This window comes from Pseudomonas sp. QTF5 (assembly GCF_000512695.2).
GTDB lineage: Bacteria > Pseudomonadota > Gammaproteobacteria > Pseudomonadales > Pseudomonadaceae > Aquipseudomonas.
In genome coordinates this window covers 102,831-125,580 of the sequence record NZ_AZRW02000004.1, presented here as the reverse complement: position 1 = coordinate 125,580, position 22,750 = coordinate 102,831, and the positions used below count along the sequence as shown (strand labels likewise).

Annotated in this window: 22 protein-coding genes; 11 read left to right on the top strand and 11 right to left on the bottom strand. The window is 58.8% G+C overall.

The window, feature by feature from the left end:
* Positions 1 to 140 precede the first annotated feature (140 nt).
* The gene (locus IC37_RS04745) at positions 141 to 917 is read left to right on the top strand and encodes an ABC transporter substrate-binding protein (RefSeq protein WP_030129775.1); all 777 of its coding nucleotides are present in this window, start codon (positions 141 to 143) and stop codon (positions 915 to 917) included.
* A gap of 123 nt (positions 918 to 1,040) precedes the next feature.
* Here IC37_RS04745 and IC37_RS04740 read toward each other — a convergent pair whose 3' ends face one another.
* The 5 genes from IC37_RS04740 to IC37_RS04720 all read right to left on the bottom strand — a co-directional run bounded on the left by IC37_RS04740 (position 1,041) and on the right by IC37_RS04720 (position 6,371).
* Positions 1,041 to 1,682, bottom strand: a complete 642-nt coding sequence (locus IC37_RS04740; RefSeq protein ID WP_030129776.1) for a transcriptional regulator — start codon at positions 1,680 to 1,682, stop codon at positions 1,041 to 1,043.
* 93 nt (positions 1,683 to 1,775) lie between these two features.
* On the bottom strand, positions 1,776 to 2,903 hold the full coding sequence (locus tag IC37_RS04735) for an FAD-binding oxidoreductase (RefSeq protein WP_030129777.1): 1,128 nt from the start codon (positions 2,901 to 2,903) through the stop codon (positions 1,776 to 1,778).
* 150 nt (positions 2,904 to 3,053) lie between these two features.
* Positions 3,054 to 4,001 (bottom strand): ornithine cyclodeaminase family protein, encoded by a 948-nt coding sequence (locus IC37_RS04730; RefSeq protein WP_030129778.1) that lies wholly within the window; start codon positions 3,999 to 4,001, stop codon positions 3,054 to 3,056.
* A gap of 140 nt (positions 4,002 to 4,141) precedes the next feature.
* Positions 4,142 to 5,629 carry an ATP-dependent RNA helicase RhlB gene (gene rhlB, locus IC37_RS04725; protein WP_030129779.1) on the bottom strand — a complete coding sequence of 496 codons (1,488 nt, stop codon included), beginning with the start codon at positions 5,627 to 5,629 and terminating at the stop codon, positions 4,142 to 4,144.
* Positions 5,630 to 5,714: 85 nt separating this feature from the next.
* Positions 5,715 to 6,371, bottom strand: a complete 657-nt coding sequence (locus IC37_RS04720; RefSeq protein WP_030129780.1) for an alpha/beta hydrolase — start codon at positions 6,369 to 6,371, stop codon at positions 5,715 to 5,717.
* Positions 6,372 to 6,839: 468 nt separating this feature from the next.
* Between IC37_RS04720 and IC37_RS04715 the strand changes: the two genes are divergently transcribed.
* From IC37_RS04715 to IC37_RS04700, 4 genes are all read left to right on the top strand, one after another.
* Entirely contained in the window at positions 6,840 to 7,871 is a 1,032-nt protein-coding gene (locus tag IC37_RS04715; RefSeq protein WP_030129781.1) for an amino acid ABC transporter substrate-binding protein, read from the top strand.
* A gap of 65 nt (positions 7,872 to 7,936) precedes the next feature.
* Entirely contained in the window at positions 7,937 to 9,118 is a 1,182-nt protein-coding gene (locus IC37_RS04710; protein ID WP_030129782.1) for an amino acid ABC transporter permease, read from the top strand.
* A gap of 10 nt (positions 9,119 to 9,128) precedes the next feature.
* Positions 9,129 to 10,226 (top strand): amino acid ABC transporter permease, encoded by a 1,098-nt coding sequence (locus IC37_RS04705; protein ID WP_030129783.1) that lies wholly within the window; start codon positions 9,129 to 9,131, stop codon positions 10,224 to 10,226.
* Between the two features lie 11 nt (positions 10,227 to 10,237).
* Positions 10,238 to 11,002: an amino acid ABC transporter ATP-binding protein gene (locus IC37_RS04700; RefSeq protein ID WP_008053474.1), complete on the top strand. Its 765-nt coding sequence runs from the start codon at positions 10,238 to 10,240 to the stop codon at positions 11,000 to 11,002.
* Between the two features lie 65 nt (positions 11,003 to 11,067).
* Here the strand turns inward: IC37_RS04700 and IC37_RS04695 are convergent, their stop codons facing one another.
* Together IC37_RS04695 and IC37_RS04690 are read right to left on the bottom strand one after the other, a co-directional pair.
* On the bottom strand, positions 11,068 to 11,553 hold the full coding sequence (locus tag IC37_RS04695; RefSeq protein WP_030129784.1) for a type II toxin-antitoxin system MqsA family antitoxin: 486 nt from the start codon (positions 11,551 to 11,553) through the stop codon (positions 11,068 to 11,070).
* A complete protein-coding gene (locus tag IC37_RS04690; protein ID WP_030129785.1) occupies positions 11,550 to 11,861 on the bottom strand; it encodes a type II toxin-antitoxin system MqsR family toxin in 312 nt (103 codons plus the stop codon). Before IC37_RS04690 ends, IC37_RS04695 begins: the two co-directional genes overlap by 4 nt.
* A 166-nt stretch (positions 11,862 to 12,027) precedes the next feature.
* Between IC37_RS04690 and IC37_RS04685 the strand changes: the two genes are divergently transcribed.
* The 5 genes from IC37_RS04685 (at position 12,028) to IC37_RS04665 (ending at position 15,977) form a co-directional block, all read left to right on the top strand.
* Positions 12,028 to 12,687 carry a FadR/GntR family transcriptional regulator gene (locus IC37_RS04685; protein WP_030129786.1) on the top strand — a complete coding sequence of 220 codons (660 nt, stop codon included), beginning with the start codon at positions 12,028 to 12,030 and terminating at the stop codon, positions 12,685 to 12,687.
* Positions 12,677 to 13,993, top strand: coding sequence for a CynX/NimT family MFS transporter (locus IC37_RS04680; RefSeq protein WP_030129787.1), 1,317 nt, complete (start codon positions 12,677 to 12,679; stop codon positions 13,991 to 13,993). Before IC37_RS04685 ends, IC37_RS04680 begins: the two co-directional genes overlap by 11 nt.
* 128 nt (positions 13,994 to 14,121) lie before the next feature.
* Positions 14,122 to 14,592: a nuclear transport factor 2 family protein gene (locus IC37_RS04675; RefSeq protein WP_030129788.1), complete on the top strand. Its 471-nt coding sequence runs from the start codon at positions 14,122 to 14,124 to the stop codon at positions 14,590 to 14,592.
* 40 nt (positions 14,593 to 14,632) lie between these two features.
* Positions 14,633 to 14,953: a GIY-YIG nuclease family protein gene (locus IC37_RS04670; protein ID WP_030129789.1), complete on the top strand. Its 321-nt coding sequence runs from the start codon at positions 14,633 to 14,635 to the stop codon at positions 14,951 to 14,953.
* A gap of 88 nt (positions 14,954 to 15,041) precedes the next feature.
* A complete protein-coding gene (locus tag IC37_RS04665) occupies positions 15,042 to 15,977 on the top strand; it encodes a glutathione S-transferase family protein (RefSeq protein WP_030129790.1) in 936 nt (311 codons plus the stop codon).
* 150 nt (positions 15,978 to 16,127) lie between these two features.
* Here the strand turns inward: IC37_RS04665 and IC37_RS04660 are convergent, their stop codons facing one another.
* Entirely contained in the window at positions 16,128 to 16,478 is a 351-nt protein-coding gene (locus IC37_RS04660) for a glutaredoxin family protein (RefSeq protein WP_030129791.1), read from the bottom strand.
* Positions 16,478 to 17,482, bottom strand: a complete 1,005-nt coding sequence (yejK, locus tag IC37_RS04655; RefSeq protein WP_030129792.1) for a nucleoid-associated protein YejK — start codon at positions 17,480 to 17,482, stop codon at positions 16,478 to 16,480. The genes IC37_RS04660 and yejK overlap by 1 nt, the downstream gene beginning before the upstream one ends.
* Positions 17,483 to 17,877: 395 nt before the next feature.
* Here yejK and IC37_RS04650 point away from each other — a divergent pair, with 395 nt between their 5' ends.
* Positions 17,878 to 18,159, top strand: coding sequence for an HU family DNA-binding protein (locus tag IC37_RS04650; RefSeq protein ID WP_007905514.1), 282 nt, complete (start codon positions 17,878 to 17,880; stop codon positions 18,157 to 18,159).
* 234 nt (positions 18,160 to 18,393) lie between these two features.
* Here IC37_RS04650 and rlmF read toward each other — a convergent pair whose 3' ends face one another.
* Both rlmF and IC37_RS04640 read right to left on the bottom strand, forming a co-directional pair.
* A complete protein-coding gene (gene rlmF / locus IC37_RS04645) occupies positions 18,394 to 19,416 on the bottom strand; it encodes a 23S rRNA (adenine(1618)-N(6))-methyltransferase RlmF (RefSeq protein ID WP_030129793.1) in 1,023 nt (340 codons plus the stop codon).
* Between the two features lie 290 nt (positions 19,417 to 19,706).
* The gene (locus IC37_RS04640; RefSeq protein ID WP_030129794.1) at positions 19,707 to 22,553 is read right to left on the bottom strand and encodes a valine--tRNA ligase; all 2,847 of its coding nucleotides are present in this window, start codon (positions 22,551 to 22,553) and stop codon (positions 19,707 to 19,709) included.
* Positions 22,554 to 22,750 lie beyond the last annotated feature (197 nt).

The window sequence follows — 22,750 nt, the reverse complement described above, 5'->3', positions numbered from 1 at the left end:
CGGGTATGAGGCTGCCTACCTGATTGACGGAAAATACATAAAAGTCCAGTATGGAATTCTAAGTACAAAAAAAGGCGTTCCCCCGTTTCAGTTTTTTCTTCTGTCTTGCCAAACCAACAACAACCCGCGAGAGAACGAATATGAAGAAACTCCCCCTCATTACCGGTCTGGCCCTGAGCCTGTTGGCGTGCAGTAGCTTGTTCGCCGCCGAGAAAAACCTGCGCATCGGCATCGAAGCGGCTTATCCGCCGTTCGCGTCCAAAACCCAGGAAGGCAAGATAGTCGGTTTCGACTACGAGATCGGCAATGCCCTGTGCGCGCAGATGAAGGTCAAGTGTGAGTGGGTCGAAGGCGAGTTCGACGGTCTGATTCCTTCCCTGAAAGTGAAGAAGATCGACATGGCGCTGTCCTCCATGACCATCAACGAAGACCGTAAGAAATCGGTGGATTTCACTCACAAGTATTACTTCACCTCATCGCGTCTGGTGATGAAGGATGGCGCCGTAGTGGATGACCAATACGCCAGCCTCAAGGGCAAGACTGTCGGCGTGCAGCGCGCAACCACCACCGACCGTTTTGCTGCCGAGGTTTTCGAACCGATGGGCGTCAACGTCAAGCGCTACGCCAACAACGAAGAAATCTACATGGATCTGGCAGCCGGTCGCCTCGATGCGATTTTTGCCGACACCATCCCATTGAGTGACTTCCTGGCGATGCCTCGTGGCGCCGGTTACGCTTTTGTCGGGCCGGAACTCAAGGATCCGAAATACGTGGGCGAGGGCGCCGGGATTGCCGTGCGCAAGGGCAACACGCAGTTGGTGGCGGATCTGAACAAGGCGATCGATGACATTCGCGCTAATGGCGAGTACCAGAAGATTTCGCAGAAGTATTTCAAGTCGGATATTTACGGCGACTGATAAATAGCCTTCGCGAGCAAGCCCGCTCCCACAGTTGATCGAGTTCTTCCTGAAGAATGCCATCGAATGTGGGAGCGGGCTTGCTCGCGAAGGGGCCCTATAAGGCTGTACACATCTCAGCGTTCAGCCCTTCAATTCCTTCAAATGCTTGTACACCGTCGCCCGACCCATGTTCAGCACATTGGCCACATAGTTGGAGGCGCTTTTGCCTTTGAAGGCGCCTTCGGCGTGCAGCGCCAGCACCAGTTCGCGTTTGTGGTCGCGGGTCAGCACATTCAGGCTCAACTGACGCTCGCGCAGCCAGGCGTGCAGAAAGGTGTTGATCCGTTCCTGCCAGTCATCCCGAAACAGTGAGTCCGGTTGCGGAATCAGCTTGGTCGGCGACAGGAACAAATCCAGCGCCGCTTTCGCGTTCTCGAACAGCGAGATATTCAAGTTGATGCACAGCACCGCCAGCGGACGCCCTTCGCTGTCGCGCAAGACGCTGCTGAGGCTGCGAATCTTCTGACCGTCCCAGTTGAGCTTTTCGTACGGCCCGATGTTTCGTTCGCTGACGTCTTCGCTGAGCATGTCTTCCAGCGACGAGTCGTCACCGACTTCCCGTTTGGACAGGTTGTTGGCGATGTAATCGACCTTTTGCGTGCGCAGGTCGTGCAGCACCACCTCGGCGTGAGGGAAGAACAACGTGGCGATCGCATCGGCAATCGCGCGGAAGTTGTCCATGGACGTAGCGTCCAGGGCCGAGTCTTTTTCAGGTGCGTTCATACAGTGGAACTCCAGGCAGCGTCAGCGCCCTGTTAAAAAGGAGGCGCTGGAAGTTTGCCGCAATCGTGTGGACACGTCACCTGAGGGACAGGATCAGCTCAGGCGGGCGGGGGAGAGCATTCCGGCGTCCAGGCCGAAACGGGTGAGTTGCTCGGGCAAGGCTTCGCCGCGTACCAATGCAGCGCTGGCCTGGCCCATGGCTGGCGACGTCTGGATGCCATAGCCACCTTGTGCCGCGACCCAGAACAACCCCGGCACCTGCTGATCGAAGCCGGACAGCAAATCCCCGTCGCGCACGAAACTGCGCAGGCCGGCCCAAGTGCGGGTCGGGCGGCGGATGGTCAGGGTAGTGGCTTCTTCGATCTGGTAAATGCCCATGGCGATGTCCAGCTCTTCGGGCTGCACGTCGTGCGGTTCCACCGGGTCGGCGTTGGCCGGTGAGCCGAGGAACATGCCGGCGTCGGGCTTCATATAGAAGGATTCATCGAGGCTGACCAGCATTGGCCAGTCATGGATATCCAGACCTTCGGGGCCGGCGAAGATAAAGGCTGCCCGGCGCTTGGGTTGCAAACCCAGCGGTTTGGCGCCGGCCAGTTCGCCAATCTTGTCGGCCCAGGCACCGGCGGCGTTGATGATGATTGGAGCGCTGAACGTCTGAGTCGCGGTTTGAACCTGCCACAGTCCTTCGGCATCCTGGGTCAGGCTGAGCACTTCGCTGTCGGTATGAACTTCACTTTTATTGCGCCGGATACCGCGCAGATAGCCCTGATGCAGGGCGTCGGTATCGATGTCGCTGGCGGTCGGGTCGTAGATCGCGCCATGGACCTTTTCCCGACGCAGGATCGGCAGACGCGCACAGGCTTCGTCGGCGCTGAGCCATTGCATTTGCGGCACCGTGGCTTTGGCGCTCAGGTATTGATTGCTCAGCTCGGCCGGATCGCCGGTGAAGTCGACAGTCATCTCGCCGCGCGGGGTCAGCAGCGGGTGTTCGCAGAAACCGGGCGGCGGTGCGTCGAAGAAGTCGCGGCTGGCCTGGGTCAATGCCCGAACCTGCGGGGTGCCATAGGCGGCGGTGAACAGCGCCGCCGAACGTCCGGTGGAGTGAAAGGCCGGATGGGATTCGCGTTCGAGCACAATCACCCGCCCGTGCTGCGACAGCCAGAAACCGGTGGAAGCGCCGGCAATCCCGCCGCCGATGATGATGAAATCTGCCTGGCTCATGAACGTCTCCTGTGGGGGCGTAAATGCCGAAATTGTTAGAGGCCCCCCTGTGGGAGCGGGCTTGCTCGCGAATGCGGTCTGACATTCACTAAGGATGTCGACTGACACACCGCTTTCGCGAGCAAGCCCGCTCCCACAGGGTTTGTGGTGTTAGCGCTGTAGTTGGTAAAGGGCATTGGCCAGTGCGATGTCTTCCAGGCCCAAGCCGATGGAGCGGAAGAACACCGAGCGATCGTATTCAGGGCGCTGGACTTTTTCGCTGAGCAAGTCGGGCAGGTCGCCGACAATCGAATGCTTGTCCCAGCCATGTTGCTCACCGGCAATCAACATTTCGCCGGCCGAACCAGGGGTGGTCTGACGATAGTCGCAGAACACCTGCATGTCATTGAGGCTCTGCGGCGTAACTTCATGGGCGCGCAGGGCGTTGGTGCTGATAGAGGTGATCAGCGCTGGCTTGCTCAAAATCGATGGGTCGATCACCGGACCAGCGGACGAGGTGCAGAGCATGATCACATCGGCGTCTTCAATCGCGGCTTCGCAACTGTCGGTGAGGGTGAGTCGTGGGTCGAGGCTTTTGAGCTGTGCCAACGCTTCGGGATTCTTGTCGCTCAGGCTCGGCGAGTAGAGGCTGATGCTTTGCCAGTCTCGCAGGTCCTTGACGTAGTGCAGATGCGCCTGGGCCACCTTGCCGCTGCCGATGATCGCCAGGCGCTGGGCCTTCAGCGGCGCGAGGGCGTCGACTGCCACCGCCGTCGTCGCGGCGGTGCGTGCCGTGGTCAGTTCACCGGCATCGCAGAGTAGCAGCGGCTGGCCGGTCTGCATCGACATCAGCAGCGTCCAGGCGGTTACCAGTGGGCCTTGCTCGCGCACAATGTAAGGCGACGTCTTGACGCCATATACCCCGTCTTCGGCCAGCACCCCCAGGTAGTTGATGAAGTCCCCGGCACCCTGCGGGAATTCCACCAGTTGTTGTGCCGGCTGCACGGCTTGCCCGGCGGCCAGGTCGCGGAACAGCTTGCGCAGGATCTGCGGTACGTCGACTTGCGCCAGCAGTTCGCGGGCCTGGGGTTGGGTGATTACGTAAGGCGTGCTGGGCATGGTCGGCTCCGGGCGCTGAAAGTAAACTAATTTGTCCATTATGGACTTTTAGTTGTCTCGAGCAAGCTCCTGTTGAAAAAAGCCGGACGAAAAAAAAGCGCAGTCCGTTTCCGGCTGCGCCTCTTTCTGAAAGGCCCGCGTTACGGGCGCTTGCGCTCAACCGCCCGCAACAGATGCGTCGGTGGCGTTTCACAACTGATCTTGCGACCCAGCAGCGCCTCGATGGACGGTAGCTGGTAGGAGTCGTCTTCACCGGCAAAGCTGATGGACACGCCATCCGCGCCGGCACGGCCAGTACGACCGATGCGGTGCACGTAGTCGTCCGGGACTTCCGGCAGGGTGAAGTTGATCACGTGGCTGATGCCGTCGATGTGAATGCCGCGACCGGCAACATCGGTGGCCACCAGCACGCGGATCTTGCCTTCGCGGAAACCTTCCAGGGTCTTGATGCGTTTGTGCTGCGGCACATCGCCAGACAGTTGCGCCGCGTTGACGCCATCGCGTACCAGGCGTTCTTCGATGCGCCGCACTTCGTCCTTGCGGTTGGCGAAGACCATCACCCGCTCCCAGCCGTTATCGTTGACCAGGTTGTAGAGCAGTTTGTATTTGTCGGCACCGGCCACCGCGTAGATGTGTTGCTCGACGTTTTCGCTGGCCACATTCTGCGCTTCGATCTCGACGATCGACGGGTCGGTGGTCCATTGCTTGGCCAGATTCATCACGTCTTCAGTGAAGGTCGCGGAGAACAGCAGCGTCTGACGCTCGTTCTTCGGCGGAGTCTGGCGAATGATCTGACGCACTTGTGGGATGAAACCCATGTCGAGCATCCGGTCGGCTTCGTCCAGCACCATGACTTCGACCATGTCCAGGTGCACATCGCCGCGCTGGTTGAAGTCGAGCAAACGGCCCGGAGTGGCCACCAGAATGTCGCAATGACGGGCTTCGAGGTGCTTGAGTTGCTTGTCGAAGTCCATGCCGCCAACAAATGTCATGACATTAAGGCCGGTGTACTTGGTCAGGTCAGCTGCGTCCTTGGCGATTTGCACCACCAGTTCCCGGGTCGGGGCGATGATCAGTGCTCGCGGTTCACCCATGTAGCGCTCTTTGGGCGGCGGGGTTTGCAGCAGCTGAGTGATGATCGAAATCAGGAAAGCGGCGGTTTTGCCGGTGCCGGTCTGGGCACGACCGATGGCGTCTTTGCCCGCGAGGGTGAAGCCAAGCACCTGCGCCTGGATCGGCGTGCAATACGGAAAGCCCAGGTCCTGAATGGCGTGCATCAGTTCGGGGGCGAGTTTGAAATCGTGGAAGCGGGTTTTGCCTTCCTGGGGTTCGACGGCGAAGTCTTCGAGTTTCCAGGGAATAACCGGCGCTTTTGGCTTTGGTTCGCGACGCGGTTTTGCCGGTTTCGGGGCTTCGCTGCGCGGCTGCTCAGAGGCGATGGCCTCTACAGAGGGGTCGGTCGGTGTGGTCACCGGCTCGTGCTTCGGTGCCGCTACGGTTGCGGTCCGGCCAGGCTGATTACCGTCGGTGCGGTGGCTGGGAGTATGAGAAGGAGCGCTGGAGACTGGCGCGAGCTGCTCAGTCTCGCTTTTACCGAACATTTTTTTGAGTGCTTTGAGCACGGTCATCTCATCAATTGGTTAAGGAATATACGCCGGCCAGTGTAATGCAAGAATCGGGCGCGGCGTAGTGGGATGGATCAATGGGTAGCTTTTAGCGCAAACGCTCGGCGAGCCAGACGCCGATGTCGCGGATTTCTTCGGGTAACACTTCGTGGCCCATTGGGTATTCCTGCCATGTCACGGTGACACCATGTTGCTTTAAATACTCGTAGGCGGTCCGGCCCATGGAGTTTTGAACCACGTCATCGTACTGGCCGTGCAAAGACAGCACCGGAATACGCTGCTGGCTGGCGGAAAGCTCCAGTTCATCACTGAAGGTCGGCGCATAAGTGGAGAGGGCAAGTACGCCTCCCAGCGGTCCCTGCCACTTCAGAAAGACCGTGTGCAACACCACGGCACCGCCCTGGGAAAAACCGGCGAGAAAGATCCGCGAGGCGTCTATTCCGCTGGTCTTCTGCTCTTCGATCAGCTCAATAACCCGTTGCGCGGACGCTTCCAACTGCTCACTGTTGATCGCGCGTGCCGGGCTCATGGCCAATATGTCGTACCAGCTCGGCATTTCGTAGCCACCGTTAATGGTGACGGCGCGAGTCGGTGCCTGGGGCAGGACGAAGCGTGTGGTCAGCAAGCTTTCCTGCAGCGCTTCAGCCACCGGCAGGAAGTCGTAGCGGTCGGCGCCCAGCCCGTGCAGCCAGATAACGCAGGCGTCTGCGGGCTTGACGGGTTGCAGAATCAAGGGCTCGGTCATGGGTGCTCCATATGTGTGCGTGCGTTCTCATTTAAGTGCGAGCTCTGAGTGCGCGTGTGGTTGATCAGTTAAGAAGATGTCGCAAGGCTGAAAGTTTTGCTATTGACCTGTCGCTTAATCGCTTTAGCGAGCGGTCTGGTACGGGCCTTGCTATGGGGAAACCGGTGCAACTAATCTCATGCCTGCGGTAACACTATCAGTGTAAGGCTGGTCGTGGGATAGCAAAGAATCCGGTGATGGATGTTCGCCAGTGGCCGCTACGGGCTTCGCGAACGTGAAAGGGCTACCGCCCGTTCGGCCGATTGGTGAGAAGGGAGTTGTCCATGATGTGGATTTTCTCCTACTAGACTCATAGCGACGGTCCTGCGTCGGTTGACCCTAAAAAAAGCCAACACGGGTCAACAACGCCTCATAAGGGTGCGACAGGGCTCAAGCTCCGACACAACAAGAGCAAAACTGGAGGTTTGAATGAAGATGTTGAAATCCACCCTGGCCGTCGTGACTGCAGCCGCAGTGCTCGGTGTCAGTGGGTTCGCTCAGGCGGGTGCAACCCTGGATGCAGTACAGAAGAAGGGTTTCGTACAGTGCGGTGTAAGTGACGGTCTGCCGGGTTTCTCGGTTCCGGACTCCACTGGCAAGATCGTCGGTATCGACGCTGACTTCTGCCGTGCTGTGGCCGCTGCCGTTTTCGGTGATGCGACCAAGGTCAAATTCAGCCAGTTGAACGCCAAAGAACGCTTCACCGCGCTGCAGTCCGGTGAAATCGACATTTTGTCGCGTAACACCACCATGACCAGTTCCCGTGACGCGGGCATGGGCCTGAAGTTTCCTGGCTTCATCACTTACTACGACGGCATCGGCTTCCTGGTAAACAACAAGCTGGGCGTCAAGAGCGCCAAAGAGCTGGATGGCGCGACCATCTGCATCCAGGCCGGTACCACCACTGAGCTGAACGTTTCCGACTACTTCCGCGGCAACGGTCTGAAATACACCCCGATCACCTTCGACACCTCCGACGAAAGCGCCAAGTCGCTGGAATCCGGTCGTTGCGACGTACTGACCTCCGACAAGTCCCAACTGTTCGCCCAGCGCAGCAAGCTGGCCTCGCCGAAGGACTACGTGGTTCTGCCGGAAACCATCTCCAAAGAGCCGCTGGGTCCGGTCGTGCGTAATGGCGACGACGAGTGGCTGGCTATCGTGCGCTGGACTGGCTACGCCATGCTCAACGCTGAAGAAGCAGGTATCACTTCGGCGAACGTCGAAGCCGAAGCCAAAGCCACCAAGAACCCGGACGTCGCTCGTATGCTGGGCTCTGACGGTGAGTACGGCAAAGACTTGAAAGTGAAGAAAGACTGGGTCGTCCAGATCATCAAGCAAGTCGGTAACTACGGCGAAGTGTTCGAGAAGAACCTCGGCAAGAAAACTCCGCTGGAAATCGACCGCGGGCTGAACGCTCTGTGGAACGCTGGCGGCATTCAATACGCACCACCAGTGCGCTGATGGTTCTATCACCCGGCGGGCCAACTGCCGGGTGATGTTCTGTTCCATTATTTCCGGGGCACTTCATGCAAAATTCAATCGGCGCACCAAAGCAGAGGCTCAGCCTCAGCGATCCACGAGTGCGTGCGTGGGTATTCCAGATCATCACCATTGTGGCGGTGGTCTCGCTGGGCTGGTTTTTGTTCGATAACACGCAAACCAACCTCCAGCACCGGGGCATCACCTCGGGTTTCGACTTCCTTGAGCGCAGTGCCGGTTTCGGCATCGCTCAGCATCTGATCGACTACACCGAATCGGACAGTTATGCCCGGGTGTTTGTCATCGGCTTGCTCAACACATTGCTGGTGACCTTCATCGGCGTGATTCTGGCGACGCTCCTCGGTTTCATCATCGGTGTGGCACGGCTTTCGAAGAACTGGATCATTGCCAAGCTGGCGACAGTTTATGTAGAGGTCTTCCGTAACATTCCGCCGCTGCTGCAAATCCTGTTCTGGTACTTCGCGGTGTTCCTGACCATGCCAGGGCCACGTAACAGCCATAACTTCGGCGATACCTTCTTCGTCAGCAGCCGTGGTCTCAACATGCCGGCAGCGTTGGCGGCAGACGGTTTCTGGCCGTTTGTGGCAAGCATCGTCGTGACCATTGTCGCGATCGTGCTGATGTGCCGCTGGGCCAACAAGCGTTTCGAAGCGACCGGCGTACCGTTCCACAAATTCTGGGTCGGCCTGGCGCTGCTCCTGGTGATCCCTGCACTGTGCGCCTTGATCTTCGGCGCGCCGCTGCACTGGGAATTGCCGACGCTGCAAGGCTTCAACTTCGTCGGTGGCTGGGTATTGATCCCGGAACTGCTGGCGCTGACCTTGGCGCTGACCGTGTACACCGCGGCGTTCATTGCCGAAATCGTGCGTTCGGGTATCAAGTCGGTCAGCCACGGCCAGACCGAAGCGGCCCACTCGTTGGGATTGCGCAACGGTCCGACCCTGCGCAAGGTGATCATCCCGCAAGCCCTGCGCGTGATCATTCCGCCGCTGACCAGCCAATACCTGAACCTGGCGAAGAACTCCTCGCTGGCGGCCGGTATCGGTTATCCGGAGATGGTGTCGTTGTTTGCCGGTACGGTGCTGAACCAGACCGGGCAGGCGATCGAAGTCATTGCCATCACCATGAGCGTGTACCTGGCGATCAGTATCAGCATTTCCCTGCTGATGAACTGGTACAACAAGCGCATTGCGCTGATCGAGCGGTAAGGAAAAGCGCATGACGACTCATACTTTCAAACCCGACATGCCACCACCGAGCAGCAGCATCGGTATCGTGGCGTGGATGCGGGCGCACATGTTCTCCAGCTGGATCAATACCCTGCTGACGCTGTTCGCGTTCTATCTGATTTATCTGGTCGTTCCCCAGATCGTGAGCTGGGCGATTCTCGACGCCAATTGGGTCGGTACCACCCGCGCCGATTGCACCAAGGAGGGCGCCTGCTGGGTGTTCATCCAGCAGCGCTTCGGCCAGTTCATGTATGGCTACTACCCGGTGGACTTGCGCTGGCGCGTGGACCTGACCGTATGGCTGGCGGTGATTGGTGTGGCGCCGTTGTTCATCTCGCGCTTCCCGCGCAAAGCGGTCTATGGGCTGAGCTTTCTGGTGCTCTATCCGATCATTTCCTACACCTTGTTGCACGGTGGCTGGTTTGGTCTGACCGAAGTGCCGACCAGCCAGTGGGGCGGCCTGATGCTGACCCTGGTGATCGCTACCGTTGGTATCGTCGGCGCATTGCCGCTGGGTATCGTTCTGGCTTTGGGCCGGCGTTCGAACATGCCGGCGATTCGCGTGGTCTGCGTGACCTTCATCGAATTCTGGCGCGGCGTGCCGTTGATCACGGTGCTGTTCATGTCTTCGGTGATGTTGCCGTTGTTCCTGCCCGAAGGCATGAACTTCGACAAACTGCTGCGGGCGCTGATCGGCGTGATCCTGTTCCAGTCGGCCTACATCGCTGAAGTGGTGCGTGGCGGTCTGCAAGCGATCCCCAAAGGTCAGTACGAAGCGGCTGCAGCGATGGGCCTCGGTTACTGGCGCAGCATGGGCCTGGTGATTCTGCCGCAAGCCCTGAAGCTGGTGATCCCTGGCATCGTCAACACCTTCATTGCGCTGTTCAAGGACACGAGCCTGGTGATCATCATCGGCCTGTTCGACTTGCTCAACAGCGTCAAGCAAGCCGCCGCCGACCCGAAATGGCTGGGCATGGCCACTGAAGGCTATGTGTTCGCGGCCCTGGTGTTCTGGATTTTCTGTTTTGGTATGTCCCGCTACTCCATGCATTTGGAACGTAAGCTGGACACTGGCCACAAGCGTTAGGAGCGTAGTTTATGAGTGAAGCGATCAAACAGCCTGTGAGCCCTGAAGGCATTATTCAGATGCAGGGTGTGAACAAGTGGTACGGCCAGTTCCACGTGTTGAAAGACATCAACCTGAACGTCAAGCAGGGCGAGCGTATCGTTTTGTGCGGCCCGTCGGGTTCCGGCAAATCCACCACCATCCGTTGCCTCAATCGTCTGGAAGAACACCAGCAGGGCCGTATCGTGGTCGATGGTGTGGAACTGACCAACGACCTCAAGCAGATCGAAGCGATCCGCCGCGAAGTCGGCATGGTGTTCCAGCACTTCAACCTGTTCCCGCACCTGACCATCCTGCAAAACTGCACGCTGGCACCGATGTGGGTGCGCAAGATGCCCAAGCGCAAGGCCGAAGAAATCGCCATGCATTACCTGGAGCGCGTACGCATTCCGGAGCAGGCGCATAAATACCCGGGGCAACTGTCTGGCGGTCAGCAACAGCGTGTGGCGATTGCCCGTGCCTTGTGCATGAAACCGAAAATCATGCTGTTCGACGAACCGACTTCGGCACTCGACCCAGAGATGGTGAAAGAGGTTCTGGACACCATGATCGGCTTGGCCGAAGACGGCATGACCATGCTCTGCGTAACCCACGAAATGGGCTTCGCCCGTACCGTGGCCAACCGCGTGATCTTCATGGACAAGGGTGAAATCGTCGAACAGGCTGCGCCTAACGACTTCTTCGACAACCCGCAGAACGAGCGTACGAAGCTGTTCCTGAGCCAGATCCTGCATTGATGCGGGGATGAGGTTCATAAAACAAACCCGGCCTGGTGCCGGGTTTGTTTTTTTTTTTTTGTGGCTCAGGAAACGGTGAGGGTTTCATGTTCCTTGTGCTCAGTAAATTTGAACCCCCCCCTCAAATCCGCCCCTTCGCCCAAGGCTTTCGCATCGACGAGCAAATGCGGGTAGCGATCCAGCAGGCGCATTAGTAGCATCAACGCCTTCGGCGGAAGTACTTCGCCGCGTTCGTACCGTGAAAACGCGTTGTGCCCCCCGCCTGACAGCAGTTGCACCGTTTCTTTTTGCGTAAGGTGCAACTTGCGGCGGATGCGCTTCATCTCGGCGCCGATCATTTGCCGGGCAGCAATGACTAGCGCGTCACCTGCTTCCCCATAACGCTCTGCACTATCGGGGTCCCACTCGACTTCCCCGCACTGCTGGCATTCCCAGCCAGAAAGATCATCTACACGGCGCTCCATGCCTTTGACACTCAGGGTTTCGCCGCGCCCCTCGAAATGCCTCATTCCCTCACGTGCACCGCAGCTGAAACATTGCTGGGTTTTCATGGGTTTTTCTCCTTGAAGGAGATTACCGGTGGGCCACCGGCAGGGCGGTACGTCACCTTGATGTAAATCTCCAGATCTTGTGAATTGATGTGATACACGTCCTGCCAGATTCGATAATCGTCATGGCTGGTCATCGATTTGTACAACATCTTGTTTTGCAACTCGAAAACGATCTCTTGCATCTCTCTGATGCTAAAGCCGAGATCCATGCCGGTTTTTTCTGCGGTCTTGGTGAATGCTTTTCTTCCGAGTCGCCTGACATCCGCCTTGATCACCGACAAGTTGTAGTGGGGTGTGTTCTTTTCCATAAGAAACCGTGAACCCTATCCCAGAAATTACCCTTAAAGGGTAATTTTGACTAATCGAAAATCCCGCTCCATTCCCTCTCTCTGACCGTAGGCGGTTGCCGTCCTACGCGGAGCTGACTAACATGTCAGGAAATTCATCCTATGATTGGATGAAAGGGCGAATCCTATGTCAGACATTTCTCCATTAATTAAACGATCCCTGGTCGATCAGGCTCTGGATCAGTTACGCCTGCGCATCAATCAAGGTCTCTGGACGGTCGGCCAGCGTTTGCCCACCGAGCCAGAACTGGCGACTGAGCTGGGTATCAGCCGCAATACCGTGCGCGAAGCCATGCGCGTGTTGGCCTTTTCCGGGTTGATCGAGATTCGTCAGGGCGACGGCAGCTATCTGCGTGCAGTGGTCGATCCGCTGGATACCATGAAGGCGCTGTCCCGTTGTACTCAGGAACAGGCTCGGGAAACCCGACACATTCTGGAAGTCGAAGCCATTGGCCTGGCCGCGTTACGCCGCACTGATGAAGACCTGGTTGCATTGCGCGAGGCACTAGATGTCAGTGGCAGTCACTACCACGGCGATCTCGACACCTACATTGCTTGCGATCTGGTGTTTCACCGTCGACTGGTGGATGCGGCGCACAACCCGACCCTCAGCGAGCTGTATCGCTACTTCTCCAGCATCGTCGGCGCGCACTTGCGCCAGACCCTGAACATCTCACCCCGACGCCAAGCGGTGTTCGACCTTCATGTCGAACTGCTCGACGCCGTGGAGCAACGCGACCCGGAACGGGCTAAAGCCCTGTCGAGGCAGTTGATCAATGAACCTTGAAACCGAGAATTCCATGTCCACCCAGCAGGCCAGCAACAGCAGCATCACTGAGCACAAGCGCAAGGCGGAGCTCGAAGAGCTGTTGATCGACGCCGAGGCCGACGACGAACAGGTTCAGCAAACTCCCCCGGTCCTTCAGCGGCCATGGTTGCTGTTGCTCGGTCTGATTCTGGTGGCGCTGAACCTGCGTCCGGCGTTGTCGAGCATGGCGCCGATACTCAGCGAGATTTCGAAGACGCTGGGGTTATCGGCTGCCCAGGCCGGTTTGCTGACGACCTTGCCGGTACTCTGCCTCGGTCTGTTCGCGCCATTGGCGCCGGTGCTGGCGCGACGTTTTGGTGCCGAGCGAGTGGTGTTGGGGATTCTTCTGATGCTGGCCGGCGGGATCATTTTGCGCAGTTCGTTCGGCGAGATCGGTCTGTTCGCCGGCAGTGTGCTGGCCGGCGCCAGCATTGGGGTGATCGGCGTGCTGCTGCCCGGCATTGTTAAACGCGATTTCCCGAAACAGGCCGGCACCATGACCGGCGTCTACACCATGGCTCTGTGCCTGGGCGCGGCCATGGCGGCTGGCGCGACTGTGCCGTTGAGTGAACATTTCGACAAAAGCTGGGCCTTGGGCCTCGGCTTCTGGGTGGTTCCAGCGTTGGTCGCGGCGATTTTCTGGTTGCCGCAAGTCGGCCAGAAACACGGCGCGCACCATGTTGCCTATCGGGTTCGAGGGCTACTGCGTGATCCGCTGGCCTGGCAAGTGACCTTGTACATGGGCCTGCAATCGTCTTTGGCCTACATCGTGTTTGGCTGGCTGCCGTCGATTCTGATCGGCCGTGGTCTGACACCCACCCAGGCCGGTCTGGTGTTGTCGGGTTCGGTGATTGTCCAGTTGATCAGCTCGCTGGCAGCACCCTGGCTGGCGACGCGTGGCAAGGATCAGCGGCTGGCGATCGTGATCGTCATGGCAATGACTCTCGGCGGTTTGTTCGGTTGCCTCTATGCACCAATCGACGGCTTGTGGGGCTGGGCGATTTTGCTGGGGTTGGGGCAGGGCGCCACGTTCAGCCTGGCGTTGACCCTGATCGTGCTGCGCTCGCGGGATGCCCATGTCGCGGCCAACCTGTCGAGCATGGCTCAGGGCTTCGGTTACACCCTGGCGTCCATGGGGCCGTTCGCGGTCGGCGTGGTACATGACTGGACCGGCGGCTGGAACGCCCTGGGCTGGATCTTCGGTGTCATCGGCCTCGGCGCGATCATCGCCGGCCTCGGTGCCGGGCGTTCGTTGTACGTTCAGGTTCAAAGCGAGAGAGTCTGACGTTCTGCGCACTGTCGGTATTCGGGCCACGAATGCCGATAGTGTTCCTCGCATTTGTTGACTATCGTGCAGGCAATCTTTCGAAGCCACTTTGTGCATCTATTTGCACATCCAGAGGGAACCTGTCCATGAGTGATGCCCACAACGCCTTGATCACCCGGTTCTACCAAGCCTTCCAGCGGCTGGATGCCGAGGCCATGAGCGCCTGCTACACCGACGACGTGGTGTTCAGTGATCCGGCCTTCGGCGAACTGCGCGGGCGCGATGCCGGCGACATGTGGCGCATGCTCACCACCCGGGCCAAGGACTTCTCCCTGACCTTCGATAACGTGCGCAGCGATGAACGCACCGGTGGTGCCCATTGGGTGGCGACCTATCTGTTCAGCCAGACCGGCAATACCGTGGTCAACGATATCCAGGCACGTTTCGTGTTTCGCGATGGCAAGATCTGCGAGCATCACGACAACTTTGATCTGTGGCGCTGGTCGCGTCAGGCGCTGGGTTTCAAAGGGTTGTTGTTGGGCTGGACGCCGGTGGTGAGAAACGCCGTTCGTGCTCAGGCGCTGAAGGGGCTGAAGGCATTCCAGGCCAGTCGCTGATAAGATCGCGGCTTGTTTTCCTATAAACCTTGATCGTCACGTGAACACCTCGAGCGAATCTTCCGTCATTGCCGCCGAACTGCCGCTGCCCGTCAGCAAACCCTGGTTCGTCTACCTCGTTCGCGCGGCCAATGGTTCGCTCTATTGCGGGATCAGCGATGATCCCGTCCGCCGCTTCGCTACTCACCAAAGTGGTAAAGGCGCGCGCTTCTTCCTGTCGAGCCCGGCCGTGGCACTGGTCTACACCGAAGTCTGTCGCGACAAAAGCGAAGCACTGCGCCAGGAACGCCTGATCAAAAAACTCAAGAAAAGCGCCAAGGAATGTCTGGTGGCGAGCGCGGCTGCAGGCTTATCAATCTGACTGATAAGCGCCCATCAGGCAGATGGGTAGGCCGCTTGCGGATTGCGCGCTAAGCTGCTGGCTCTTTATCCGAGCGGCGGAGCCGAGCATGTCCGAGTTGATTCTGCATCATTACCCGACGTCCCCTTTCGCCGAAAAGGCCCGCTTGCTGCTGGGCTTCAAGGGGCTGTCCTGGCGCTCGGTGAACATCTCGCCGGTGATGCCCAAACCTGATTTGACGTCTTTGACCGGCGGCTACCGCAAGACGCCGGTATTGCAGATTGGCGCTGATATCTATTGCGACACCGCGCTGATCGCACGGCGTCTGGAGCAGGAAAAAGCCTTGCCGGCGTTCTTCCCGGAAGGCCAGGAAATGATCACCGCAACCTTCGCGGCATGGGCAGATTCGGTGGTGTTCCAGCATGCGGTCAGCCTGGTATTCCAGCCAGCATCGGTGGCAGTGCGCTTCGGTAAATTGTCACCGGAAGCGATCAAGGGCTTCCTGGCCGATCGCGCCGGTTTGTTCAGCGGTGGCAGCGCCACACGCTTGTCGGCCGAGCAGGCTCGGCACCAGTGGCCAACGATCATGGCCCGCCTGGAGCAGCAGCTTCAGCGCGAACAGGGCGACTTCCTGTTCGGCGAGCCATCTATTGGCGACTTTGCACTGGCTCACTCGCTGTGGTTCCTCAAAGCGACGCACGTGACCTCACCGCTGGTAGATGTTTATCCGGCTGTGTCAGCGTGGTTTGGCCGGGTGATGGGCTTTGGTCATGGCGCATTCAGCGAGATGACTTCTGAGGAGGCGCTTGAGGTCGCGCGCAACGCCACGCCGGCTGCGTTGCCGGATGAGCAGTTCGAGGAGCCAAACGGGTTCGAGGTTGGTCAGCAGGTGGTGATCGCTGCGACCGATTATGGGGTTGATCCCGTGGCGGGTGAATTGCTGTATGCGGGTAGCGAAGAATTGATTCTGCGTCGCGAAGACGAGCGGGCCGGCGTTGTGCATGTGCACTTTCCGCGGTTCGGGTTTCGCATCGAAGCGCAGTAACCTGACATCGCGGATTATTGGGTTGGTTTCGGACTGTGGCGAGGGAGCTTGCTCCCGCTTGAGTGCGCAGCGCTCACAAGATCGTTGGGCCTGCTGCGCAGTCCAGCGGGAGTAAGCTCCCTCGCCACAAGGATTGTGTGAAACTGATGGTTATTTCAGCGCCGCAAGAACCTTGTCCGGGTCATACCCGCGTATCAACGTCCCGTTCACATCGATCAGCGGAATCCCGCGTCCTCCGAGCGCCTCATAGGCCTTGCGCGCCTGGGCATCCTTCTCGATATCGAATTCCTTGTACGGAATACCCTTCTGGTCGAGAAAGCGCCGGGTCAGCTTGCAGTAGCCGCACCATTCGGTGGCGTAGAGCACGACGTTGGCCTTGGCCTGGGTCTGCCCGGACACCACTTGCGAGGGGTGAAACACCCGCTCGATCTTGCCCCAGTTCTGGTAAATAACGACCACCAGCAAGATCAACAGGCATTTCTTCAACACGCCGCCGAGCATCAGTTGCGTCGCTTGAGCTGGTCGGTCAATTGGGTCGGCAGGCCTTTGATGATCAGCGTGCCGGCCTCTTCGTCGTATTCGATCTTCGAGCCCAGCAGGTGCGCTTCGAAGCTGATGGACAAGCCCTCTGCGCGGCCGGTGAAGCGGCGGAACTGGTTCAGGGTGCGCTTGTCCGCGGGGATCTCAGGCGACAGGCCGTAGTCTTTATTGCGGATGTGATCGTAGAAGGCTTTCGGGCGTTCTTCGTCGATCAGCCCGGACAATTCTTCCAGGCCCATGGGCTCGCCCATTTTTGCCTGGCTGCTGGCGTAATCCACCAGGGTCTTGGTCTTCTCGCGTGCGGATTCTTCCGGCAGGTCTTCGCTTTCGACGAAGTCACTGAAGGCCTTGAGCAGGGTGCGGGTTTCGCCGGGGCCGTCGACGCCTTCCTGGCAGCCAATGAAGTCGCGGAAGTACTCCGAAACCTTTTTGCCGTTCTTGCCTTTGATGAACGAGATGTACTGCTTGGACTGCTTGTTGTTCTGCCACTCGGAGACGTTGATTCGTGCCGCCAGGTGCAACTGGCCAAGATCCAGGTGTCGCGAAGGGGTCACATCCAGCTGATCGGTCACTGCCACGCCTTCACTGTGGTGCAGCAGGGCGATGGCGAGGTAATCGGTCATGCCTTGCTGGTAATGCGCAAACAGCACATGGCCACCGACCGACAGGTTGGATTCTTCCATCAGCTTTTGCAGATGCTCCACCGCCACCCGGCTGAAGGCTGTGAAATCTTTGCCACCGTCGAAGTATTCCTTCAGCCAGCCGCTGAACGGATGCGCCCCGGACTCGGCATGGAAGAACCCCCAGGCCTTGCCTTGTTTGGCGTTGTAGCTCTCGTTGAGGTCGGCGAGCATGTTCTCGATGGCGCTGGACTCAGCCAGTTCGGAATCGCGGGCATGAAGAACTGCGGGTGTGCCGTCGGGTTTTTTGTCGATCAGGTGGACGATGCAATGACGGATCGGCATGGGCTTCTCGGCTGATTGAAGAGAGGAGGGCGTGCTCCCCCGAAAAAGCGCCCAGTGTACCGCAACCACTGGTTTTGGCGTGTACCAAGGGCAATTCGAAGCTGTCCTACGGCCCTTATGCAGTTTTTTGCCGATTTAGAGCAATAAAGCTGACCAAATGGGTAGCTAGAGGCGGATATTTCCCCGTCTCTGTGCTAGTTTTGCCCGGTCTTACGCGAAGTCACTGCGTTAAGCGTGCATTCAGCATTTGTCAGGTCGAACCAAACCCTGATTTCGGTATCTATAACCCCGACTCGTCGTGGTTATGGCCGAGGGTGCCAGATCCAGAAGATCGGGCTCGATGGCTGACACTGCACTCTGCAATCCATATGAATTTGATAGGGAAGGAACATTACATGGCTCTTACTAAAGACCAACTGATCGCCGACATCGCTGAAGCTATCGACGCGCCAAAAACCACCGCGCGTAACGCTCTGGACCAACTGGGCCAAATCGTTGCCGATCAGCTGGAAAACGGCGGCGAAATCACCCTGCCAGGTATCGGCAAGCTGAAAGTGACTGAGCGTCCTGCCCGTACCGGCCGCAACCCTTCGACTGGCGCTGCCATCGAAATCGCTGCCAAGAAAGTGATCAAGCTGGTTGTAGCCAAAGGCCTGACCGACGCTGTCAACAAGTAAGATTTGTTAAAAAACCGTGCTCCGGAGCAATCCGGGTACGGTTTTTTTGTGTCTGCGATTTGACGATTGACCTGCAACACCTCTAAACCAATGTGGGAGCGGCGGTGCGACGATTCGACTTGCTCGCGAAGGCAGTGTGTCAGTCACCATTGAATTCGACTAACACACCGCTTTCGCGAGCAAGTCGAATCGTCGCACCGCCGCTCCCACAGTTGATCTACGTCGGTCAGTTACTCAGCTTTTACGCGCCCAACGTTCGCGCCAGACCTGCTGTTCGGATTTGGTCTGGAAGGTCCAGGCGACGAAGCGGCTTTGCTTCTGCCCCTGAGACATTTCCACGACCTGACTTTCCAGTACGCCGGCCTTTTTCAGCGCCGTCTGGATCGCAGGCAGGTTCGAGGCTTTCGAGACCAGGGTGCTGAACCAAAGCACTTTGTGTTGGAAATGCGCACTCTCGGCGATCAATTGCGTCACAAACCGCGCTTCGCCACCTTCACACCACAGTTCGGCGGACTGGCCGCCGAAGTTCAGCACCGGCAGTTTGCGTTTCGGATCGGCGCGGCCCAGTGCGCGCCATTTACGCTCGCTGCCCTTGGTTGCCTCGTCCATCGAGGCGTGGAACGGCGGGTTGCACATGGTCAGGTCAAAGCGTTCGCCGGGTTCGAGCAGGCCCAGCAGAATGTGCTTGGGATTGCTTTGCTGGCGCAGCTGGATAGCTTTGTTCAGCCCGTTGGACTGCACGATGGCTTTGGCGGCAGCCACGGCCGTCGGGTCGATTTCCGAGCCGAGGAAGTGCCAGCGGTAGTCGCTGTAGCCGATCAATGGATAGACGCAGTTGGCGCCCATGCCGATATCGAGCACCTTGACCGGCGCACCGCGAGGAATCTCGCCGTCGTTGACGCTGGCCAGCAGGTCGGCCAGGAAATGCACATAGTCGGCGCGGCCCGGAACCGGTGGGCACAGGTAATCAGCCGGGATGTCCCAATGGGCAATGCCGTAGAACGACTTGAGCAGCGCCCGGTTGAACACCCGAACCGCGTCCGGGCTGGCGAAGTCGATGCTTTCCTTGCCATACGGGTTGATGATCACGAACTTCGCCAGTTCCGGCGTGCTCTTGATCAGCGCCGGGAAGTCGTAACGACCCTGATGGCGATTGCGCGGATGCAGGCTGGCCTTCTCGCGGGGCTCCACGGCTCTGGCCGGGGTAGCGGAGTCAGGCTTCTTGCGCGCAGGTCTTGGTGTGCGGGGGGCGTTCATGGGCGTTGTCGATTCGGGTATGGCTAAAAGTGGCGGGTATTGTCCCACATCCAGTGTGGGAGCGGTGTCGATCCCCATCGTGCAGGTCACGCTGTTCAAATGTGGGAGCGGGCTTGCTCGCGAAAGCGGTGTGTCAGGCGACTTGAATGTTGGATGTAGGAATGCCTTCGCGAGCAAGTCGAATCGTCGCACTGCCGCTCCCACAGGGGGATTTGCGGCGTTTGGGAGAATGGGGCAGGCATAAAAAAGGGAGACCTCATGGGCCTCCCTTTTTCATTGCGATTTACCAGTTACAAACTGGCAATCCGCGCATGTTGCTCGGCCAGCTTGCCCAAAGCCTGTTCAGCTTCAGCCAGTTTGGCGCGTTCCTTCTCGATGACTTCGGCCGGGGCCTTGTCAACGAAACCGGCGTTGGACAGCTTGCCGCCCACTCGCTGAACTTCGCCCTGCAGACGCAGGATTTCTTTGTCCAGGCGAGCCAGTTCGGCGTCCTTGTCGATCAGGCCGGCCATGGGCACCAGCACTTCCATCTCGCCAACCAGAGCGGTGGCGGACAGCGGTGCTTCTTCGCCGGCCTTCAGAACGGTGATCGATTCCAGACGCGCCAGCTTCTTCAGCAGGGCTTCGTTCTCGGTGAGACGGCGCTGGTCTTCGGCGCTGACGTTTTTCAGGAACAGGTTCAGCGGCTTGCCTGGACCGATATTCATTTCGCCACGGATGTTACGCGTGCCGAGCATCAGGCCCTTGAGCCATTCGATGTCGTCTTCGGCGCCCTGATCGATGCGTGCTTCGTTGGCCACTGGCCAAGGTTGCAACATGATCGTCTTGCCTTCGATACCGGCCAGCGGCGCGACGCGCTGCCAGATTTCTTCGGTGATGAACGGCATGAACGGGTGCGCCAGACGCAGCGCGACTTCCAGTACTCGAACCAGTGTGCGACGGGTGCCGCGCTGACGTTCGACCGGTGCATTTTCGTCCCACAGCACAGGCTTGGACAGTTCCAGGTACCAGTCGCAATACTGGTTCCAGATGAACTCGTACAAGGCTTGTGCAGCCAGGTCGAAACGGAACTGATCGAGCTGACGAGTCACTTCGGCTTCGGTGCGTTGCAGCTGCGAAATGATCCAGCGATCCGCCAGGGACAGCTCGTAGGCTTCGCCGTTCTGACCGCAGTCTTCGCCCTTGTCCAGCACGTAGCGCGCGGCGTTCCAGATCTTGTTGCAGAAGTTGCGATAGCCTTCGACGCGACCCATGTCGAACTTGATGTCGCGACCGGTCGATGCCAGCGAGCAGAACGTGAAGCGCAGGGCGTCGGTGCCGTAGCTGGCGATGCCGTCGGCGAACTCGTCACGGGTCTGCTTCTCGATCTTCTTCGCCAGTTTCGGCTGCATCATGCCGGAGGTGCGTTTCTGCACCAGCTCTTCCAGTTCGATGCCGTCGATGATGTCCAGCGGGTCCAGGACGTTGCCCTTGGACTTGGACATTTTCTGGCCCTGGCCATCACGTACCAGGCCGTGCACATAAACGGTTTTGAACGGAACCTGCGGAGTTCCGTCTTCGTTTTTCACCAAGTGCATGGTGAGCATGATCATCCGGGCAACCCAGAAGAAAATGATGTCGAAACCGGTCACCAGCACGTCGGTGGAGTGGAATTTTTTCAGGAATTCGGTCTGCTCTGGCCAGCCGAGTGTGGAGAAAGTCCACAGGCCCGAACTGAACCAGGTGTCGAGTACGTCGTTGTCCTGTTGCAGCGCAACGTCCGGGCCGAGGTTGTTCTTGGCACGTACTTCGGCTTCGTCGCGACCGACATAGACCTTGCCCGACTCGTCATACCAGGCCGGAATCCGGTGGCCCCACCACAGCTGACGGCTGATGCACCAATCCTGGATGTCGCGCATCCACGAGAAGTACATGTTTTCGTATTGCTTGGGCACGAACTGAATGCGGCCGTCTTCAACCGCAGCGATGGCCGGCTCGGCCAATGGCTTGGTGGAGACGTACCACTGGTCGGTCAGCCACGGCTCGATAATGGTGCCGGAGCGGTCGCCTTTCGGCACTTTCAGGGCGTGATCGTCGACGCTGACCAGCAGGCCGGCGGCATCGAACGCTGCCACGATCTGCTTGCGCGCTTCGAAGCGGTCCAGGCCGGTGTATTCGGCTGGAAGCTTGCCGTCGACTTCGGTGTTCAGCGTGCCGTCCAGGTTGAACACCTGGGCTGCGGACAGAACATTGGCGTTTTTGTCGAAGATGTTCAGCAGCGGCAGGTTGTGGCGCTTGCCGACTTCGTAGTCGTTGAAATCGTGGGCCGGGGTGATTTTCACGCAACCGGTGCCGAATTCAGGATCGCAGTAATCGTCGGCGATGATCGGGATGCGGCGGCCAACCAGCGGCAGCTCGACAAATTTGCCGATCAGGGCTTTGTAGCGTTCATCGTTCGGGTTAACGGCCACGGCGGCGTCGCCGAGCATGGTTTCCGGGCGAGTGGTCGCGACGATCAGGTAATCGTTGCCCTCAGCGGTTTTGGCGCCGTCGGCCAGCGGGTACTTCAGGTTCCACAGGAAACCTTTCTCGTCGTGGTTTTCCACTTCGAGGTCGGAAATCGCCGTGTGCAGCTTGGTGTCCCAGTTGACCAGACGCTTGCCGCGGTAGATCAGGCCGTCTTCGTGCAGGCGTACGAACGCTTCTTTAACCGCTTCCGAGAGACCGTCATCCATGGTGAAGCGCTCACGGCTCCAGTCCACGGACGAACCGAGACGGCGGATCTGACGGCTGATATTGCCGCCGGACTGATCCTTCCATTCCCAGACTTTTTCGAGGAATTTTTCGCGGCCCAGGTCATGACGGCTCTGGCCTTGGGCTTCGAGCTGACGCTCCACCAGCATTTGCGTGGCGATACCGGCGTGGTCGGTGCCCGGCTGCCACAGGGTATTGCGACCCTGCATGCGGCGGAAACGGATCAGCGCGTCCATGATTGCGTTGTTGAAGCCATGGCCCATGTGCAGGCTGCCAGTGACGTTCGGCGGCGGAATCATGATGGTGTAGGAATCACCCGCGCCTTGCGGAGCGAAATAGTTCTCAGACTCCCAGGTGTTGTACCAGGAAGTTTCAATGGCGTGCGGCTGGTAGGTCTTATCCATGCGCGGCGGGACCCTATTGGCATTTATTCAGGAAAAGCCGGCAAGTATAGCGGGGCATGGGGCGTAGGGCGAGCAGGTGCGGACAGGGCGCAGATCAAAGTGTGGAATGGGCCTGTGGCGAGGGAGCTTGCTCCCGCTGGGGCGCGAAGCGGCCCCGACATCAGCAAGTCAGGTGTGTCAGGTACTCCGCGTGTTCA

What these genes read in the sequence shown, in the direction of transcription:
- IC37_RS04690 (WP_030129785.1), bottom strand. Translation starts at nt 11,861, where the DNA reads ATGGAAAAGAACACACCCCACTACAACTTGTCGGTGATCAAGGCGGAT.
- IC37_RS04745 (WP_030129775.1), top strand. Translation starts at nt 141, where the DNA reads ATGAAGAAACTCCCCCTCATTACCGGTCTGGCCCTGAGCCTGTTGGCG.
- IC37_RS04740 (WP_030129776.1), bottom strand. Translation starts at nt 1,682, where the DNA reads ATGAACGCACCTGAAAAAGACTCGGCCCTGGACGCTACGTCCATGGAC.
- IC37_RS04705 (WP_030129783.1), top strand. Translation starts at nt 9,129, where the DNA reads ATGACGACTCATACTTTCAAACCCGACATGCCACCACCGAGCAGCAGC.
- IC37_RS04650 (WP_007905514.1), top strand. Translation starts at nt 17,878, where the DNA reads ATGGCTCTTACTAAAGACCAACTGATCGCCGACATCGCTGAAGCTATC.
- yejK (WP_030129792.1), bottom strand. Translation starts at nt 17,482, where the DNA reads ATGCCGATCCGTCATTGCATCGTCCACCTGATCGACAAAAAACCCGAC.
- IC37_RS04665 (WP_030129790.1), top strand. Translation starts at nt 15,042, where the DNA reads ATGTCCGAGTTGATTCTGCATCATTACCCGACGTCCCCTTTCGCCGAA.
- IC37_RS04715 (WP_030129781.1), top strand. Translation starts at nt 6,840, where the DNA reads ATGAAGATGTTGAAATCCACCCTGGCCGTCGTGACTGCAGCCGCAGTG.
- IC37_RS04660 (WP_030129791.1), bottom strand. Translation starts at nt 16,478, where the DNA reads ATGCTCGGCGGCGTGTTGAAGAAATGCCTGTTGATCTTGCTGGTGGTC.
- IC37_RS04720 (WP_030129780.1), bottom strand. Translation starts at nt 6,371, where the DNA reads ATGACCGAGCCCTTGATTCTGCAACCCGTCAAGCCCGCAGACGCCTGC.
- IC37_RS04735 (WP_030129777.1), bottom strand. Translation starts at nt 2,903, where the DNA reads ATGAGCCAGGCAGATTTCATCATCATCGGCGGCGGGATTGCCGGCGCT.
- IC37_RS04695 (WP_030129784.1), bottom strand. Translation starts at nt 11,553, where the DNA reads ATGAAAACCCAGCAATGTTTCAGCTGCGGTGCACGTGAGGGAATGAGG.
- IC37_RS04700 (WP_008053474.1), top strand. Translation starts at nt 10,238, where the DNA reads ATGAGTGAAGCGATCAAACAGCCTGTGAGCCCTGAAGGCATTATTCAG.
- IC37_RS04680 (WP_030129787.1), top strand. Translation starts at nt 12,677, where the DNA reads ATGAACCTTGAAACCGAGAATTCCATGTCCACCCAGCAGGCCAGCAAC.
- IC37_RS04640 (WP_030129794.1), bottom strand. Translation starts at nt 22,553, where the DNA reads ATGGATAAGACCTACCAGCCGCACGCCATTGAAACTTCCTGGTACAAC.
- IC37_RS04675 (WP_030129788.1), top strand. Translation starts at nt 14,122, where the DNA reads ATGAGTGATGCCCACAACGCCTTGATCACCCGGTTCTACCAAGCCTTC.
- IC37_RS04730 (WP_030129778.1), bottom strand. Translation starts at nt 4,001, where the DNA reads ATGCCCAGCACGCCTTACGTAATCACCCAACCCCAGGCCCGCGAACTG.
- IC37_RS04685 (WP_030129786.1), top strand. Translation starts at nt 12,028, where the DNA reads ATGTCAGACATTTCTCCATTAATTAAACGATCCCTGGTCGATCAGGCT.
- IC37_RS04710 (WP_030129782.1), top strand. Translation starts at nt 7,937, where the DNA reads ATGCAAAATTCAATCGGCGCACCAAAGCAGAGGCTCAGCCTCAGCGAT.
- rhlB (WP_030129779.1), bottom strand. Translation starts at nt 5,629, where the DNA reads ATGACCGTGCTCAAAGCACTCAAAAAAATGTTCGGTAAAAGCGAGACT.
- rlmF (WP_030129793.1), bottom strand. Translation starts at nt 19,416, where the DNA reads ATGAACGCCCCCCGCACACCAAGACCTGCGCGCAAGAAGCCTGACTCC.